Origin of the sequence: Streptomyces liliifuscus (genome assembly GCF_016598615.1) — a bacterium.
Lineage (GTDB): Bacteria > Actinomycetota > Actinomycetes > Streptomycetales > Streptomycetaceae > Streptomyces > Streptomyces liliifuscus.
Genome location: NZ_CP066831.1, coordinates 6,466,409 through 6,480,797, shown reverse-complemented (window position 1 = coordinate 6,480,797; position 14,389 = coordinate 6,466,409). Strand labels below are relative to the sequence as shown.

The following is a 14,389-nucleotide window of genomic DNA, read 5'->3' as shown; positions in this document are numbered from 1 at the left end:
GTACGTGTTACGCAGGGGTTTCATCACACGCCACAGCGGGCATATGTAGCCACTTGCCCCTCTGTACAGGGGGCGCGACTCCCGTCACACAGGGGCCGCGGCTCTCCTCAGCAGCACCCCGCTCCCGGCAGGGTCCGCCGGTTTCGTGCCTCTTTGTTCCGCGCGGCCAACAGCTCGTCGGCCGGATACCCGACCTCTTCGAGCGTCAGCCCGTGCGGCCGCACCACATGCACGGCCGAATCCCGCACCCCCGCGGCGAGCACCTTCCCGGGCCAGTCGGCTCCCCGGTGCCCGTCCCCCACGAACAGCAGCGCCCCGATGAGCGACCGCACCATGTTGTGGCAGAAGGCATCGGCGCGCACGGTGGCGGTGATGATCCCGTCACTCCCCCGCTCCAGGCTCAGCTCCTGAAGCGTACGGATGGTCGTGGCGCCCTCCCGCTTCTTGCAGTAGGCGGCGAAGTCGTGCTCACCGAGCAACCGCTCCGCGGCCTCGTTCATGACATCGACGTCGAGCGGCCAGTCGTGCCAGAGGACATGACTGCGCAGCAACGGATCGACACCACCGGGATTGTCGGTGACGCGATAGGCGTACCGCCGCCAGACGGCCGAGAACCGCGCGTTGAACCCGCTCGGCGCCTCCCTGACCGCCCACACCCGCACATCCCTGGGCAACCGCCCGGCCAGCCGCTTCAGCAGCTTCCCGCGCTGCTCACCCCACACCTCGACGGGCAGATCGACATGCGTCACCTGCCCCCGGGCATGCACCCCGGCATCGGTCCGCCCGGCCACGGTCAGCTCGTACGTGACGTCCCGCGACCGCGTCACCGTCCGCAGGGCATCCTCGATCTCCCCCTGCACGGTCCGGCGCCCCCCGGCCTGCTTGGCCCACCCGGAGAACTCGCTCCCGTCGTAGGAAAGGTCGAGACGGACGCGGACGTACCCGGGCTCTACTTCATCGCTCACCTGGAGATCCTCTCAAGAACACAGAAGCGGGCCCGTCCCTCGAAAGGAACGGACCCGCTCAAGCGCGCCCCATAGGGGCGCGGGGAACTGCGCGACCAGCCACAACGGCGCCGCAGTCGAAGGACAGCCTTACGCGTCCTTGGACTCCTCGTCAGCCTTGGTCACGTCGACCTTGGCGTCCTCGACCTGAGTCTCCTCGGCCTTGGCCTCGACCTCGGCGTCCTTGGCGGAGCGCTTCGTCGCCGCCTCGGCCTCACCGGTGGCCTGCTGGGCCACGGTCAGGGCCTCCACCAGCTCGATGACAGCCATGGGCGCGTTGTCGCCACGGCGGTTACCGATCTTGGTGATACGGGTGTAGCCACCCGGACGGTTCTCGTAGCGCGGGCCGATCTCGGTGAAGAGCGTGTGCACGACGCTCTTGTCCGTGATGACCGAGAGCACCTGACGGCGGTTGTGAAGGTCGCCCTTCTTCGCCTTGGTGACCAGACGCTCGGCGTACGGCCGAAGCCGACGGGCCTTCGCCTCGGTGGTCGTGATCTTGCCGTGCTCGAAGAGCGACTTCGCGAGGTTCGCGAGAAGCAGCTTCTCGTGCGCGGCACTGCCGCCCATACGGGCACCCTTGGTGGGCTTCGGCATGGTGTTTCTCCTAGGTGTCTGCCCCGGCCGTATCAGGTACCGAGGTCAGTGTCCGAGCGGGCGGTCACCCGTCGAAGATCCGGACAAAGCCCCGAAGGGGCGAGTCCGGAAGGGGCGCGGGGAACTGCGCGACAAGCCACAGCGCACCCGCACCCGAGTATGGACCATCGAGCCCGAGCTCTTAGTACTGCTCGGTCTCCACGAACCCTGCATCCACGTCGTCGTCCGCGCCAAAGGCGTCGGCCGCGGCCGTGGGGTCGAATCCGGGCGGGCTGTCCTTCAGGGCCAGGCCCATGCCGGCCAGCTTCGCCTTGACCTCGTCGATCGACTTCGCACCGAAGTTGCGGATGTCGAGCAGGTCCGCCTCGGAGCGGGCCACGAGCTCACCCACGGAGTGGATGCCCTCGCGCTTGAGGCAGTTGTACGACCGAACGGTGAGCTCCAGCTCCTCGATCGGCAGGGCGAGATCGGCGGCGAGCGCGGCATCCGTCGGGGACGGACCCATGTCGATGCCCTCGGCGTCGATGTTGAGCTCGCGAGCGAGCCCGAACAGCTCGACCAGGGTCTTGCCGGCCGACGCCATGGCGTCACGCGGACGCATGGCCTGCTTGGTCTCGACGTCGACGATCAGCTTGTCGAAGTCGGTGCGCTGCTCGACACGAGTCGCCTCGACCTTGTACGTGACCTTCAGCACCGGCGAGTAGATCGAGTCGACCGGGATGCGCCCGATCTCCTGACCGACCTGCTTGTTCTGCACCGCGGAGACGTAACCACGGCCACGCTCGACCGTCAGCTCCATCTCCAGCTTGCCCTTGCCGTTGAGCGTGGCGAGGACGAGGTCCGGGTTGTGCACCTCGACACCGGCCGGGGGCGCGATGTCGGCGGCGGTGACCAGACCCGGGCCCTGCTTGCGCAGGTACATCACGACCGGCTCGTCGTGCTCCGAGGAGACGACCAGCTGCTTGATGTTGAGGATCAGGTCGGTGACGTCCTCCTTGACGCCCGGCACGGTGGTGAACTCGTGCAGGACACCATCGATGCGGATGCTGGTGACAGCCGCACCGGGGATCGAGGAGAGAAGAGTCCGGCGGAGCGAGTTGCCGAGGGTGTAACCGAAGCCCGGCTCCAGCGGCTCGATCACGAACCGGGAGCGGAACTCGTCGACGACCTCTTCGGTCAACGAGGGACGCTGAGCGATCAGCATGTGGTGAATCCTTCAGTCATGGGCACCCACTATTTGATGCCCTTGAGTACTACAAGGGTACGGGCGGCACGGCCCCGAAAGGCCATACCGCCCGGACCCCAGAAAAATCAAGACAACCGTGCGTCAGACGCGACGGCGCTTGGGCGGACGGCAGCCGTTGTGCGGCGTGGGCGTCACGTCCTGGATGGAGCCGACCTCAAGACCGGTCGCCTGAAGCGAACGGATGGCCGTCTCGCGACCCGAGCCCGGGCCCTTGACGAAGACGTCGACCTTGCGCATGCCGTGCTCCTGCGCGCGGCGGGCGGCCGACTCGGCGGCCATCTGCGCGGCGAAGGGGGTGGACTTGCGCGAGCCCTTGAAGCCGACGTGGCCGGCGGAGGCCCAGGAGATCACGTTGCCCGAGGGGTCCGTGATCGAGACGATCGTGTTGTTGAACGTGCTCTTGATGTGCGCGTGACCGTGAGCGACGTTCTTCTTTTCCTTGCGGCGCACCTTCTTGGCGGCGCCCTGACGACCCTTGGGGGGCATCTAAATCTCCTACGGGGAGGTGGTCGGTCCTACAGCGAAGACCGCTGATGAAGCGTTGTCCGCTGCGGACTACTTCTTGCCCGGCTTCTTCTTGCCGGCGATGGCGCGACGCGGGCCCTTGCGGGTACGAGCGTTCGTGCTGGTGCGCTGACCGTGGACGGGCAGGCCACGACGGTGGCGCAGACCCTGGTAGCAGCCGATCTCGACCTTGCGGCGGATGTCGGCCTGAACCTCGCGGCGGAGGTCACCCTCGGTCTTGAAGTTGTTGTCCACGTACTCGCGGATGCGGACCAGCTCTTCTTCGGAGAGGTCGCGAACGCGGGTGTTGGGGTTGACGCCGGTGTCGGCCAGCGTCTTCTGCGAGAGGGTCCGGCCGATGCCGAACACGTAGGTGAGGGCAACCTCCACGCGCTTTTCGCGCGGGATGTCAACACCGGAAACGCGTGCCATTCAATGGCTCCAGTTGTCGTTCGGAGGTCTTCCGCAGAACCGGTTCCCAGCCCGCCGTATGAGGTACGGGTTGGGTCCCCAGCCTCCGACCGGGGGTATCGGAATCGCTGTGAACAGCGGATCCGGGCTCTGCGTATGAACATGTACTACTTGCGTCGCGCGAAGCTCTGCGGGTGCAGAAGGTTCGGTCGTGCGTCAGCCCTGGCGCTGCTTGTGCCGCGGGTTTTCGCAGATGACCATGACCCGGCCGTGACGGCGGATCACCCTGCACTTGTCGCAGATCTTCTTGACGCTCGGCTTGACCTTCATTGGGTGAGGTTCTCCGGGTCAGTGCCACCGCCCCGCGGAATACGGGACACAGGCAAGATCTACTTGTACCGGTAGACGATCCGGCCACGGGTCAGGTCGTACGGAGACAACTCCACCACGACCCGGTCGTCAGGGAGGATGCGGATGTAGTGCATGCGCATCTTGCCGCTGATGTGTGCCAGGACCTGGTGGCCGTTCTGGAGCTCGACCTTGAACATGGCGTTCGGAAGAGACTCGACGACAGTGCCCTCGATCTCGATGGCACCTTGCTTCTTGGCCACGCTTCGCCCTTCGAATCGACTACCTTGATCGACCCCGCGCTTACTGCACGCAGACATGCAGATGCACGAGAGCCGACGAGTCAGTCTACGCCAGGGCCCTCGGAAAGACGAATCGAGATAGCCTGCCCCGCTTGGAAGATCCCTAAGCAGCAGGCGCGCCCCGCAGGGGGCGCTCAGGGGCGCGGGGAACTGCGCGACCAGCCCCCACGGGCCCGCAGCCGCGACACATACACCAGCCCACCCCTACAGAGCGAACTCAGCCCAAGGGATCAGGCGCAGCCGTGATCCCATACTCGGCCAGCTTCGCCTTACCCCCGTCGGGAGCGGTAAGCACAAGCGGACCGCCCTCGGTCAGAGCGACAGAGTGCTCCCAGTGCGACGACCACGTACCGTCCGTGGTGATGACCGTCCAGTCGTCGGACAGCACCTCGGTCTTCGGCGTACCCAGCGAAACCATGGGCTCAATGGCGAGGCAGAACCCGGGAACGAGCTTCGGCCCCTTCCCCCGCCGCCGCTCCACGTAGTTCAGCAGATGCGGATCCATGTGCATCTCGGTACCGATGCCATGGCCGCCGTAGTCCTCGACGATCCCGTACTTGCCACCACCGGGCTTCGGCTGTCGCCGGATGTACGTCTCGATGGCCCGGGAGACGTCGACGAGCCGGTTCCCCAGCTTCATCGCGGCGATCCCGGCCCACATCGACTCCTCGGTCACCCGGGACAGCTCGATGAGCTCCGGAGCGTGACCGGACCCGACGAAGGCGGTGAAGGCGGCGTCCCCGTGCCAGCCGTCGACGATGGCGCCGGCGTCGATCGAGATGATGTCGCCGTCCTTCAGCACGACGTCGTCGCTCGGGATGCCGTGCACGACTACCTCGTTCGCCGAGGTGCAGATCGTCGCGGGGAACCCGCCGTATCCCAGGAAGTTCGACTTGGCACCGTGCTCGGCCAGCACCTTGCGGGCGACCTCGTCGAGGTCCTTCGTCGTGGCCCCGGGTACCGCCGCTTCCCGTGTCGCCCGGTGGACGGCGGCGACGACCAGGCCCGCCTCACGCATCTTGGCGATCTGCTCGGGGGTCTTGATCTGCACCATGAGGGCCCGCGCTCTCCGTCTTCTCTGCCTACTCGGTTACGTACACAACAGTACGGCCGCGGCGCCCGACAGGGGCACCGCGGCCGAACCAGCCAGGACGACTACTTGTCGTCGCCGTCCTCGCTGTCGCTCTTGTCCTCGTCGCTCTGGTCCTTGCCCTCCACCTGACGGTCGAGGGCCTCCATCGCGCGCTTGGTGACGTCGTCCACCTTGCCGAGCGCCGAGATCGTCACGACCAGGCCCTGGGCCCGGTAGTAGTCGATGATCGGCTCGGTCTGCGTGTGGTAGACCTCCAGGCGCCTGCGGACGGTCTCCTCGGAGTCGTCGTCCCGCTGGTACAGCTCGCCGCCGCAGGCGTCACAGACGCCTTCCTTCTTCGGCGGGCTGTACGTCACATGGAAGACGTGACTCGATTCGTTGCGGCAGATGCGGCGGCCGGCGATGCGCTTGACCACCTCGTCCTCGGGGACCTCCAGGTCGAGCACCGCGTCCAGCTCCACGCCGTCGGCCTTGAGCGCCTGGTCGAGCGCCTCGGCCTGCGAGACGTTCCGCGGGAAGCCGTCGAGCAGGAAGCCGTTCGCGGCGTCCGGCTGCTCCATGCGGTCCCTGGCCATGGCGATCGTGACCTCGTCGGGCACGAGGTTGCCCTCGTCCATGTACGACTTCGCCAGCTTGCCGAGTTCCGTCTGCTGGCTGATGTTCGCACGGAAGAGGTCGCCCGTGGAGATGTGCGGGATCGACAGGTTCTGGGCGAGGAACGCGGCCTGCGTTCCCTTGCCCGCACCGGGCGGCCCGACGAGGACGATACGCATCAGCGGAGGAACCCTTCGTAATTGCGCTGCTGGAGCTGGCTCTCGATCTGCTTCACCGTCTCCAGACCCACACCCACGATGATCAGGATGCTGGTACCACCGAACGGGAAGTTCTGGTTTGCCCCGAAACCAACCAACGCCATCGTCGGTACGAGAGCGATCAGCCCCAAGTACAGCGAACCTGGCCAGGTGATCCGGTTGAGTACGTATCCCAGGTACTCAGCGGTCGGCCGGCCAGCCCGGATGCCCGGGATGAAGCCACCATACTTCTTCATGTTGTCCGCGACTTCCTCGGGGTTGAACGAGATTGCCACGTAGAAGAAGGCGAAGAAAACGATCAGCAAGAAGTACGTGCTGATGTAAATCGGGTGGTCACCCTTGGTGAGGTTCTGTTCGATCCAGGTCTTCCAGCCGGACGTCCCACCTGCGAACTGAGCGATCAGCGCCGGGATGTAGAGCAGCGACGAGGCAAAGATCACAGGGATGATGCCGGCCTGGTTGACCTTCAGCGGGATGTACGTGGACGTGCCGCCGTAGGACCGGCGGCCGATCATGCGCTTCGCGTACTGGACGGGAATGCGGCGCTGAGCCTGCTCCACGAAGACGACCAGACCGACCATGACGAGACCGACCGCGATCACGGTGCCGAACTCGATCCAGCCGTCCGCGAGGTTGCCCTGCTGCTTGATGGCCCACAGCGCGGACGGGAAGGTCGCGGCGATCGAGATGAACATCAGGATCGACATGCCGTTGCCGATGCCGCGGTCGGTGATGAGCTCACCGAGCCACATGACGACGGCCGTACCGGCGGTCATCGTGATGACCATCGTGATCGTGACGAAGATCGACTGGTCGGGCACGATCTGGTTCGCGACCGGGCAGCTGGTGAACAGTGCACCACTGCGGGCGGTGGCCACGAGGCCGGTGCCCTGCAGGATGGCCAGCGCCACCGTGAGATAACGGGTGTACTGCGTGATCTTCGCCGTACCGGACTGACCCTCCTTCTTGAGGGCCTCCAGACGCGGGATCACCACGGTCAACAGCTGCAGAATGATGCTCGCCGTGATGTACGGCATGATGCCCAGCGCGAAGATCGTGATCTGCAGCAGGGCGCCACCGCTGAACATGTTGACCAGACCGAACAGGCCCGTGTTCTGGCTCGCGTCGTCGATACAGATCTGGACGTTCTTGTAGTCGACACCGGGGATCGGGATGTGCGTGCCAACCCGATAGACCACGATGATGCCGAGCGTGAAGAGCAGCTTCTTGCGCAGGTCGGGCGTCTTGAACGCCCGGGCGAACGCGGTGAGCACGGTGCCTCCTGCGACCCCCGCGCAAGTGCGTCAGAGGTGACGGTCTTGAGGTTCGACGAATAAGTAACGGACAGCTGACTAACAGTTAAGAACCGCCCTGAGTTCCCAGAGGTCACACCGGGCGAAAATTAGCAGTGCAGGCCACCTTACCGGCGACACCGCTCCCCTAGGAACGACCAACCGGGGATGCCCCTTTTGTGGGGCACCCCCGGTCGGGATCGCTCAAGTCATCGAGACGCCTGGTGATTTCAGACGAGCTCGGTGACGGTACCGCCGGCGGCGGTGATCTTCTCCTTGGCGGAGCCGGAGACGGCGTCAACCGAAACCTGCAGCGCCACGGTGATCTCGCCCTGGCCGAGGACCTTGACGAGGCTGTTCTTGCGAACGGCACCCTTGGCGACGAGCCCCTCGACGGTGACCTCGCCACCCTCCGGGTACAGCGCACCCAGCTTGTCGAGGTTCACGACCTGGAACTCGGTCTTGAACGGGTTCCGGAAGCCCTTGAGCTTCGGGAGACGCATGTGGAGGGGCATCTGGCCACCCTCGAAGCGCTCCGGAACCTGGTAACGGGCCTTGGTGCCCTTGGTACCACGTCCAGCCGTCTTACCCTTCGACGCCTCACCACGACCCACACGGGTCTTGGCGGTCTTGGCGCCCGGGGCGGGACGGAGGTTGTGGATCTTGAGCGGGTTGTTCTCCGCCATGATCAGTCGACCTCCTCAACCGTCACGAGGTGGCGGACGGTGTGAACCATTCCGCGGAACTCGGGGCGGTCCTCCTTGACGACCTGCGTGTTGATCCCCTTGAGACCAAGGGAGCGCAGGGTGTCACGGTGGTTCTGCTTGCTGCCGATGTACGACTTCGTCTGCGTGACCTTGAGGCGAGCCATTACGCACCCGCTCCCGCACGCGCACGGAGCAGAGCCGCGGGGGCGACGTCCTCGAGGGGCAGACCGCGGCGGGCCGCGATCTCCTCGGGACGCTGCAGGCCCTTGAGGGCCGCCACGGTCGCGTGCACGATGTTGATCGCGTTGGACGAGCCGAGCGACTTCGACAGGATGTCGTGGACGCCGGCGCACTCGAGGACAGCACGCACCGGGCCACCGGCGATAACGCCGGTACCGGGGGAAGCAGGCTTGAGCAGGACGACGCCCGCCGCCTTCTCGCCCGTGATCGGGTGCGGGATGGTGCCCTGGATACGGGGGACCTTGAAGAAGTGCTTCTTGGCCTCCTCAACACCCTTGGCGATGGCGGCCGGCACCTCCTTGGCCTTGCCGTAGCCGACACCGACGGTGCCATCGCCATCGCCCACTACGACGAGCGCAGTGAAGCTGAAGCGACGACCACCCTTCACAACCTTGGCGACGCGGTTGATCGCGACAACGCGCTCAACGTACGCGGTCTTCTCGGCAGCAGCGCCGCCGTCACGGCCCTTCCGGTCCCGCCGCTCGCCGCCACCGGCACCGCTTCCGCGGCGCTGGGGTCCAGCCATTGGAATTACCTCTCTCTGTTTCCGCTAGCTACGGAACCAGGACTCAGAACTTGAGTCCGGCCTCGCGGGCGGCGTCCGCCAGGGCAGCGATGCGCCCGGCGTACTGGTTGCCACCACGGTCGAATACGACAGCCTCGACACCGGCGGCCTTGGCGCGCTCGGCGACAAGAGCGCCGACCTTGCCGGCCTGCGCGGACTTCTCGCCCTCGCCACGGATCGACGCGTCCAGGGTCGACGCCGACGCCAGGGTGTGACCCTTGATGTCGTCGATGACCTGGGCCACGATGTGGCGGTTCGAGCGCGTCACGACCAGGCGAGGACGCTCAGCCGTTCCGTTGACCTTCTTACGGATCCGGATGTGGCGCCGCTTGATGGCAGCACGCTTGTAAGCGTCGCCCTTAGCGATCTTCGTACCGTATGCCATGGCTTACTTACCCGCCTTTCCGACCTTGCGGCGGATGACTTCGCCCTCGTACTTGACACCCTTGGCCTTGTACGGGTCGGGCTTGCGCAGCTTGCGGATGTTGGCCGCAACCTCGCCGACCTTCTGCTTGTCGATGCCCTCGACCGAGAAACGGGTGGGGGCTTCCACCTTGAAGGTGATGCCCTCGGGGGCCTCGACCAGGATCGGGTGGCTGTAGCCGAGCGAGAACTCCAGGTTGGAACCCTTCGCCAGGACTCGGTAACCGACACCGCTGATTTCGAGCTTCTTCACGTAACCCGTGGTCACGCCGGTGATCATGTTCGCCACCAGCGTGCGGGACAGGCCGTGCAGGGCCTTGTTCTGACGCTCGTCGTTCGGGCGGGTGACATTGAGAATGCCGTCCTCGCCCTTAGCGATCTCGATCGGCGCCGCGACGGTGTGGGAGAGAGAGCCCTTGGGGCCCTTCACCGAAACCGTACGGCCGTCGATGGTGACGTCCACGCCGGCGGGAACCGTGATGGGGAGCTTGCCAATACGCGACATAGCTTCTTCCGTTCCCTTCCGCTACCAGACGTAGGCGAGGACTTCTCCGCCTACGCCCTTCTTGCCGGCCTGCTTGTCGGTGAGGAGACCGTGCGACGTGGAGATGATCGCCACGCCGAGGCCACCGAGCACCTTGGGCAGGGAGGTGGACTTCGCGTACACACGCAGACCCGGCTTCGAGATCCGCTTGATGCCCGCGATGGAGCGCTCACGGTTCGGGCCGAACTTCAGCTCGAGGACGAGCTTCTTGCCGACCTCGGCGTCCTCGACCTTCCAGCCGGTGATGAAGCCCTCCTGCTGGAGGATCTCCGCGATGTGAGACTTGATCTTGCTGTGCGGCATCGCGACATCGTCGTGGTACGCCGAGTTCGCGTTACGCAGACGAGTAAGCATGTCTGCGATGGGATCAGTCATGGTCATGAATTGGCCTTCGGCCTCTCTCGCCGGGGTTTCCAGTGCGCCATCCCTCTCCCCACTCAGTGGCGGGACGGGTGCGGTGCGGGGACCTACGGCGTAGTAAGTCGTACGGGCGTCCAGGCGCCCAACCCTCCTAGCCTAAGCCATGGAGAGATGGGCACCCGACATCGCCCTTTACTTACCGAGAGCTTCCGGAATCCCGAAGTACGGGACTACCAGGAGCTCTTGGTCACGCCCGGCAGCTCGCCACGGTGAGCCATCTCACGAAGGCACACACGGCAGAGGCCGAACTTGCGGTACACGGAGTGCGGACGGCCGCAGCGCTGGCAGCGCGTGTAGCCACGTACGCCGAACTTGGGCTTACGAGCAGCCTTGGCAATCAGAGCCTTCTTCGCCATCTCGCTTACGCCTCCTTGAAGGGGAAGCCGAGGTGACGGAGAAGGGCACGGCCTTCGGCGTCGTTGGTCGCCGTGGTGACCACGGTGATGTCCATACCCCGGACGCGGTCGATCTTGTCCTGGTCGATCTCGTGGAACATGACCTGCTCCGTGAGACCGAAGGTGTAGTTGCCACGGCCGTCGAACTGCTTGGGGGACAGACCACGGAAGTCGCGGATGCGCGGCAGCGCGAGCGACAGGGTGCGGTCCAGGAACTCCCACATGCGGTCGCCACGAAGCGTGACGTGGGCACCGATCGGCTGGCCCTCACGCAGCTTGAACTGCGCGATGGACTTACGAGCCTTGGTGACGGCCGGCTTCTGACCGGTGATCGTGGTGAGGTCGCGAATCGCGCCGTCGATCAGCTTGGAGTCGCGGGCGGCGTCGCCCACACCCATGTTGACCACGATCTTGACGAGACCCGGGGTCTGCATGACGTTCTCGTAGGAGAACTCTTCCTGCAGCTTGCCCGCGATCTCCTCGCGGTACTTCGTCTTGAGACGCGGAGTCGTGGTGGTAGCCATCAGATGTCCTCACCCGTCCGCTTGGCAACGCGAACCTTGTTGCCCTCGTCGTCGAAGCGGTAACCGACACGCGTGACGACCTTGTTGCCGTCCTTCTCAACGACCAGCTGGACGTTGGAGACGTGGACGGGCGCCTCGGTCGTGACGATGCCACCGGCCTGCGAACCGCGAGCGGTCGGGCCGGCCTTGGTGTGCTTCTTGACCCGGTTGACACCCTCGACCAGGACGCGGTCCTCGCGGGGGTAGGCCGCGATGACCTTGCCCTGCTTGCCCTTGTCCTTACCGGTGATGACCTGTACCAGGTCGCCCTTCTTGATCTTCATGCTTACAGCACCTCCGGCGCGAGCGAGATGATCTTCATGAACTTCTTCTCGCGCAGCTCCCGGCCCACCGGGCCGAAGATGCGGGTGCCGCGAGGGTCGCCGTCGTTCTTCAGAATGACGGCGGCGTTCTCGTCGAAGCGGATGTACGAGCCGTCGGGACGGCGGCGCTCCTTGACGGTGCGAACGATGACCGCCTTGATGACGTCACCCTTCTTCACGTTGCCGCCGGGGATCGCGTCCTTGACGGTGGCGACGATCACGTCACCGATGCCCGCGTAGCGGCGACCGGAGCCACCGAGCACACGGATGCAAAGGATCTCCTTCGCACCAGTGTTGTCGGCGACACGCAGTCGCGACTCCTGCTGGATCACGTCTATCTCCTGTTTGTCTGCCGGTTCCCGGCAGGGGCCTTGTCCTGTACGGGATTCGGACCCCTGCCGAGCCTGGCGGAACTGTCCTGCGGGGGGTGCCCCGCAGGAGAATTACTTGGCCTTCTCGAGGATCTCGACGATGCGCCAGCGCTTCGTCGCGGACAGCGGCCGGGTCTCCATGATGATGACTCGGTCGCCGACGCCCGCGGCGTTCTGCTCGTCGTGGGCCTTGAGCTTGTTCGTACGGCGGATGACCTTGCCGTACAGCGCGTGCTTGACGCGGTCCTCGACGGCGACGACGACGGTCTTGTCCATCTTGTCGCTGACGACGAGACCCTCACGGGTCTTGCGGAAACCGCGGCTCGTCTTGGTCTCTTCAGTCACGTTGCTCTCGCTCATCAGGCGCTCTCCACCGTCTCGATGCCCAGCTCGCGCTCACGCATCAGGGTGTAGATCCGCGCGATGTCCTTCCGGACGGCCTTCAGCCGACCGTGGTTCTCGAGCTGACCGGTCGCCGCCTGGAAGCGGAGGTTGAACAGCTCTTCCTTGGCTTCGCGGAGCTTCGCGAGAAGCTCCTCGTCACCCAGTTCGCGCAGCTCGGACGCCTTGGTACCGGCCGACATCACGCTTCACCTGCCTCGCGCTTGACGATCCGGCACTTCATCGGCAGCTTGTGGGCTGCGCGAGTGAGGGCCTCACGGGCGATCTTCTCGTTGGGGTAGGACAGCTCGAACATGACCCGGCCCGGGTGCACGTTCGCGACCCACCACTCGGGGGAACCCTTACCGGAACCCATGCGGGTCTCGGCGGGCTTCTTGGTCAGCGGGCGGTCCGGGTAGATGTTGATCCAGACCTTGCCGCCACGCTTGATGTGACGGGTCATCGCGATACGAGCCGCCTCGATCTGGCGGTTCGTCACGTACGCCGGCGTGAGGGCCTGAATGCCGTACTCGCCGAACGAAACCTCCGTACCACCCTTGGCCTGACCACGGCGCTTGGGGTGGTGCTGCTTGCGGTGCTTGACCCTACGGGGGATCAGCATTTCGGTCAGGCCTCCGTTCCGGTGCTCTCAGCCGGAGCGGCAGCCGCCGGAGCCTCGGCCTTGGGGGCCTCGGCAGCCGGGGCGGACTGCTGCTGCGGCTTGCGGCCGCGGCCGCCACGCTCGCCACCGCGGCCACCGCCGCGGGCCGGGCGGTCGCCGCCCGGGCCGCCACCACGGGCCGGGCGGTTGCCCGCGCGGGCTGCGGCGTTCTCGGCGCGGACCTCGGCGATGTTCTTGACGTCGCCCTTGTAGATCCAGACCTTCACACCGATGCGGCCGAAGGTGGTCTTGGCCTCGAAGAAGCCGTAGTCGACGTTCGCGCGGAGCGTGTGCAGGGGCACACGGCCCTCGCGGTAGAACTCCGAGCGGGACATCTCGGCGCCGCCGAGACGGCCACCACACTGGATCTTGATGCCCTTGGCGCCGGCCTTCATCGTGCCCTGCATGCTCTTGCGCATGGCACGACGGAAGGAGACGCGGGAGGACAGCTGCTCGGCGACGGCCTGGGCCACCAGCTGAGCGTCCGTCTCCGGGCTCTTGACCTCAAGGATGTTCAGCTGGACCTGCTTGCCGGTCAGCTTCTCGAGGTCGCCGCGGATGCGGTCGGCCTCGGCGCCACGACGGCCGATGACGATGCCCGGGCGCGCGGTGTGGATGTCCACACGGACGCGGTCACGGGTGCGCTCGATCTCAACCTTCGAGATGCCGGCGCGCTCCATGCCGGACGTCATCATCCGACGGATGGCGACGTCTTCCTTGACGTAGTCCTTGTACAGCTTGTCGGCGTACCACCGGGACTTGAAGTCGGTGGTGATGCCGAGTCGGAACCCGTGCGGGTTTACCTTCTGGCCCATTACCGGGAACCTTCCTTGCTGCTGACGACCACGGTGATGTGGCTGGTCCGCTTGCGGATCCGGTAGGCACGGCCCTGGGCACGCGGACGGAACCGCTTCAGGGTCGGGCCCTCGTCGACGTAGGCCTCGGAGATGACAAGGCTGCCGGCGTCGGTGTGGTCGTAGTTGTGTGCGGCGTTGGCAATGGCGCTGTCAAGCACCTTGCCGACCGGCACGCTCGCGGCCTGCGGGGCGAAACGCAGGACCGCCTGAGCCTCCGTGGCATCCATGCCACGGATAAGGTCCACCACGCGGCGGGCCTTCATGGGCGTAACGCGGATGTACCGCGCCTGGGCCCTGGCTTCCATGGTTGTCCTTCCAGTGTCTGTCATG

Annotated in this window: 25 protein-coding genes; all 25 read right to left on the bottom strand. The window is 65.6% G+C overall.

Features of this window, described 5'->3' with window-relative positions:
• Positions 1-107 precede the first annotated feature (107 nt).
• The 25 genes from truA to rplV all read right to left on the bottom strand — a co-directional run bounded on the left by truA (position 108) and on the right by rplV (position 14,364).
• On the bottom strand, positions 108-965 hold the full coding sequence (truA, locus tag JEQ17_RS28030; protein ID WP_200397756.1) for a tRNA pseudouridine(38-40) synthase TruA: 858 nt from the start codon (positions 963-965) through the stop codon (positions 108-110).
• 129 nt (positions 966-1,094) lie between these two features.
• Positions 1,095-1,601, bottom strand: a complete 507-nt coding sequence (rplQ, locus tag JEQ17_RS28025) for a 50S ribosomal protein L17 (RefSeq protein WP_200397755.1) — start codon at positions 1,599-1,601, stop codon at positions 1,095-1,097.
• A gap of 181 nt (positions 1,602-1,782) precedes the next feature.
• Entirely contained in the window at positions 1,783-2,805 is a 1,023-nt protein-coding gene (locus JEQ17_RS28020) for a DNA-directed RNA polymerase subunit alpha (protein WP_019055532.1), read from the bottom strand.
• Positions 2,806-2,928: 123 nt separating this feature from the next.
• A complete protein-coding gene (rpsK, locus tag JEQ17_RS28015; protein ID WP_003956432.1) occupies positions 2,929-3,333 on the bottom strand; it encodes a 30S ribosomal protein S11 in 405 nt (134 codons plus the stop codon).
• A 69-nt stretch (positions 3,334-3,402) separates the two neighbouring features.
• A complete protein-coding gene (gene rpsM, locus JEQ17_RS28010) occupies positions 3,403-3,783 on the bottom strand; it encodes a 30S ribosomal protein S13 (protein ID WP_107022207.1) in 381 nt (126 codons plus the stop codon).
• A 195-nt stretch (positions 3,784-3,978) separates the two neighbouring features.
• The gene (gene rpmJ, locus JEQ17_RS28005) at positions 3,979-4,092 is read right to left on the bottom strand and encodes a 50S ribosomal protein L36 (RefSeq protein WP_003998809.1); all 114 of its coding nucleotides are present in this window, start codon (positions 4,090-4,092) and stop codon (positions 3,979-3,981) included.
• A 59-nt stretch (positions 4,093-4,151) separates the two neighbouring features.
• Positions 4,152-4,373, bottom strand: a complete 222-nt coding sequence (infA, locus tag JEQ17_RS28000; RefSeq protein WP_003948620.1) for a translation initiation factor IF-1 — start codon at positions 4,371-4,373, stop codon at positions 4,152-4,154.
• 256 nt (positions 4,374-4,629) lie between these two features.
• Entirely contained in the window at positions 4,630-5,466 is an 837-nt protein-coding gene (gene map / locus JEQ17_RS27995; protein WP_200397754.1) for a type I methionyl aminopeptidase, read from the bottom strand.
• A gap of 101 nt (positions 5,467-5,567) precedes the next feature.
• Positions 5,568-6,278, bottom strand: a complete 711-nt coding sequence (locus JEQ17_RS27990) for an adenylate kinase (protein ID WP_200397753.1) — start codon at positions 6,276-6,278, stop codon at positions 5,568-5,570.
• Entirely contained in the window at positions 6,278-7,591 is a 1,314-nt protein-coding gene (gene secY / locus JEQ17_RS27985; RefSeq protein WP_200397752.1) for a preprotein translocase subunit SecY, read from the bottom strand. The genes JEQ17_RS27990 and secY overlap by 1 nt, the downstream gene beginning before the upstream one ends.
• A 248-nt stretch (positions 7,592-7,839) precedes the next feature.
• Entirely contained in the window at positions 7,840-8,295 is a 456-nt protein-coding gene (rplO, locus tag JEQ17_RS27980; RefSeq protein WP_055614917.1) for a 50S ribosomal protein L15, read from the bottom strand.
• A gap of 2 nt (positions 8,296-8,297) precedes the next feature.
• Entirely contained in the window at positions 8,298-8,480 is a 183-nt protein-coding gene (gene rpmD / locus JEQ17_RS27975) for a 50S ribosomal protein L30 (RefSeq protein WP_055553514.1), read from the bottom strand.
• Positions 8,480-9,082 (bottom strand): 30S ribosomal protein S5, encoded by a 603-nt coding sequence (gene rpsE, locus JEQ17_RS27970; protein ID WP_055513610.1) that lies wholly within the window; start codon positions 9,080-9,082, stop codon positions 8,480-8,482. Before rpsE ends, rpmD begins: the two co-directional genes overlap by 1 nt.
• A 43-nt stretch (positions 9,083-9,125) precedes the next feature.
• Complete coding sequence (gene rplR / locus JEQ17_RS27965; RefSeq protein ID WP_055614918.1) at positions 9,126-9,506, bottom strand: 50S ribosomal protein L18; 381 nt, start codon at positions 9,504-9,506, stop codon at positions 9,126-9,128.
• Between the two features lie 3 nt (positions 9,507-9,509).
• Complete coding sequence (gene rplF, locus JEQ17_RS27960; protein ID WP_189845070.1) at positions 9,510-10,049, bottom strand: 50S ribosomal protein L6; 540 nt, start codon at positions 10,047-10,049, stop codon at positions 9,510-9,512.
• 21 nt (positions 10,050-10,070) lie between these two features.
• Positions 10,071-10,469, bottom strand: coding sequence for a 30S ribosomal protein S8 (gene rpsH, locus JEQ17_RS27955; protein ID WP_055614920.1), 399 nt, complete (start codon positions 10,467-10,469; stop codon positions 10,071-10,073).
• Positions 10,470-10,678: 209 nt separating this feature from the next.
• Positions 10,679-10,864 (bottom strand): type Z 30S ribosomal protein S14, encoded by a 186-nt coding sequence (locus JEQ17_RS27950; protein WP_003948630.1) that lies wholly within the window; start codon positions 10,862-10,864, stop codon positions 10,679-10,681.
• 5 nt (positions 10,865-10,869) lie between these two features.
• Positions 10,870-11,427, bottom strand: a complete 558-nt coding sequence (gene rplE, locus JEQ17_RS27945; protein ID WP_010986351.1) for a 50S ribosomal protein L5 — start codon at positions 11,425-11,427, stop codon at positions 10,870-10,872.
• Positions 11,427-11,750, bottom strand: coding sequence for a 50S ribosomal protein L24 (gene rplX / locus JEQ17_RS27940; protein ID WP_055614922.1), 324 nt, complete (start codon positions 11,748-11,750; stop codon positions 11,427-11,429). Before rplX ends, rplE begins: the two co-directional genes overlap by 1 nt.
• A gap of 2 nt (positions 11,751-11,752) precedes the next feature.
• The gene (rplN, locus tag JEQ17_RS27935) at positions 11,753-12,121 is read right to left on the bottom strand and encodes a 50S ribosomal protein L14 (RefSeq protein WP_003992364.1); all 369 of its coding nucleotides are present in this window, start codon (positions 12,119-12,121) and stop codon (positions 11,753-11,755) included.
• Positions 12,122-12,232: 111 nt separating this feature from the next.
• Positions 12,233-12,520 carry a 30S ribosomal protein S17 gene (gene rpsQ / locus JEQ17_RS27930; RefSeq protein ID WP_143642848.1) on the bottom strand — a complete coding sequence of 96 codons (288 nt, stop codon included), beginning with the start codon at positions 12,518-12,520 and terminating at the stop codon, positions 12,233-12,235.
• The gene (gene rpmC, locus JEQ17_RS27925; RefSeq protein ID WP_003998824.1) at positions 12,520-12,744 is read right to left on the bottom strand and encodes a 50S ribosomal protein L29; all 225 of its coding nucleotides are present in this window, start codon (positions 12,742-12,744) and stop codon (positions 12,520-12,522) included. The genes rpsQ and rpmC overlap by 1 nt, the downstream gene beginning before the upstream one ends.
• Entirely contained in the window at positions 12,744-13,163 is a 420-nt protein-coding gene (rplP, locus tag JEQ17_RS27920) for a 50S ribosomal protein L16 (protein ID WP_055614924.1), read from the bottom strand. Before rplP ends, rpmC begins: the two co-directional genes overlap by 1 nt.
• 5 nt (positions 13,164-13,168) lie before the next feature.
• Entirely contained in the window at positions 13,169-14,017 is an 849-nt protein-coding gene (gene rpsC, locus JEQ17_RS27915) for a 30S ribosomal protein S3 (protein WP_200397751.1), read from the bottom strand.
• Positions 14,017-14,364: a 50S ribosomal protein L22 gene (gene rplV, locus JEQ17_RS27910; RefSeq protein WP_055524703.1), complete on the bottom strand. Its 348-nt coding sequence runs from the start codon at positions 14,362-14,364 to the stop codon at positions 14,017-14,019. The genes rpsC and rplV overlap by 1 nt, the downstream gene beginning before the upstream one ends.
• Positions 14,365-14,389 lie beyond the last annotated feature (25 nt).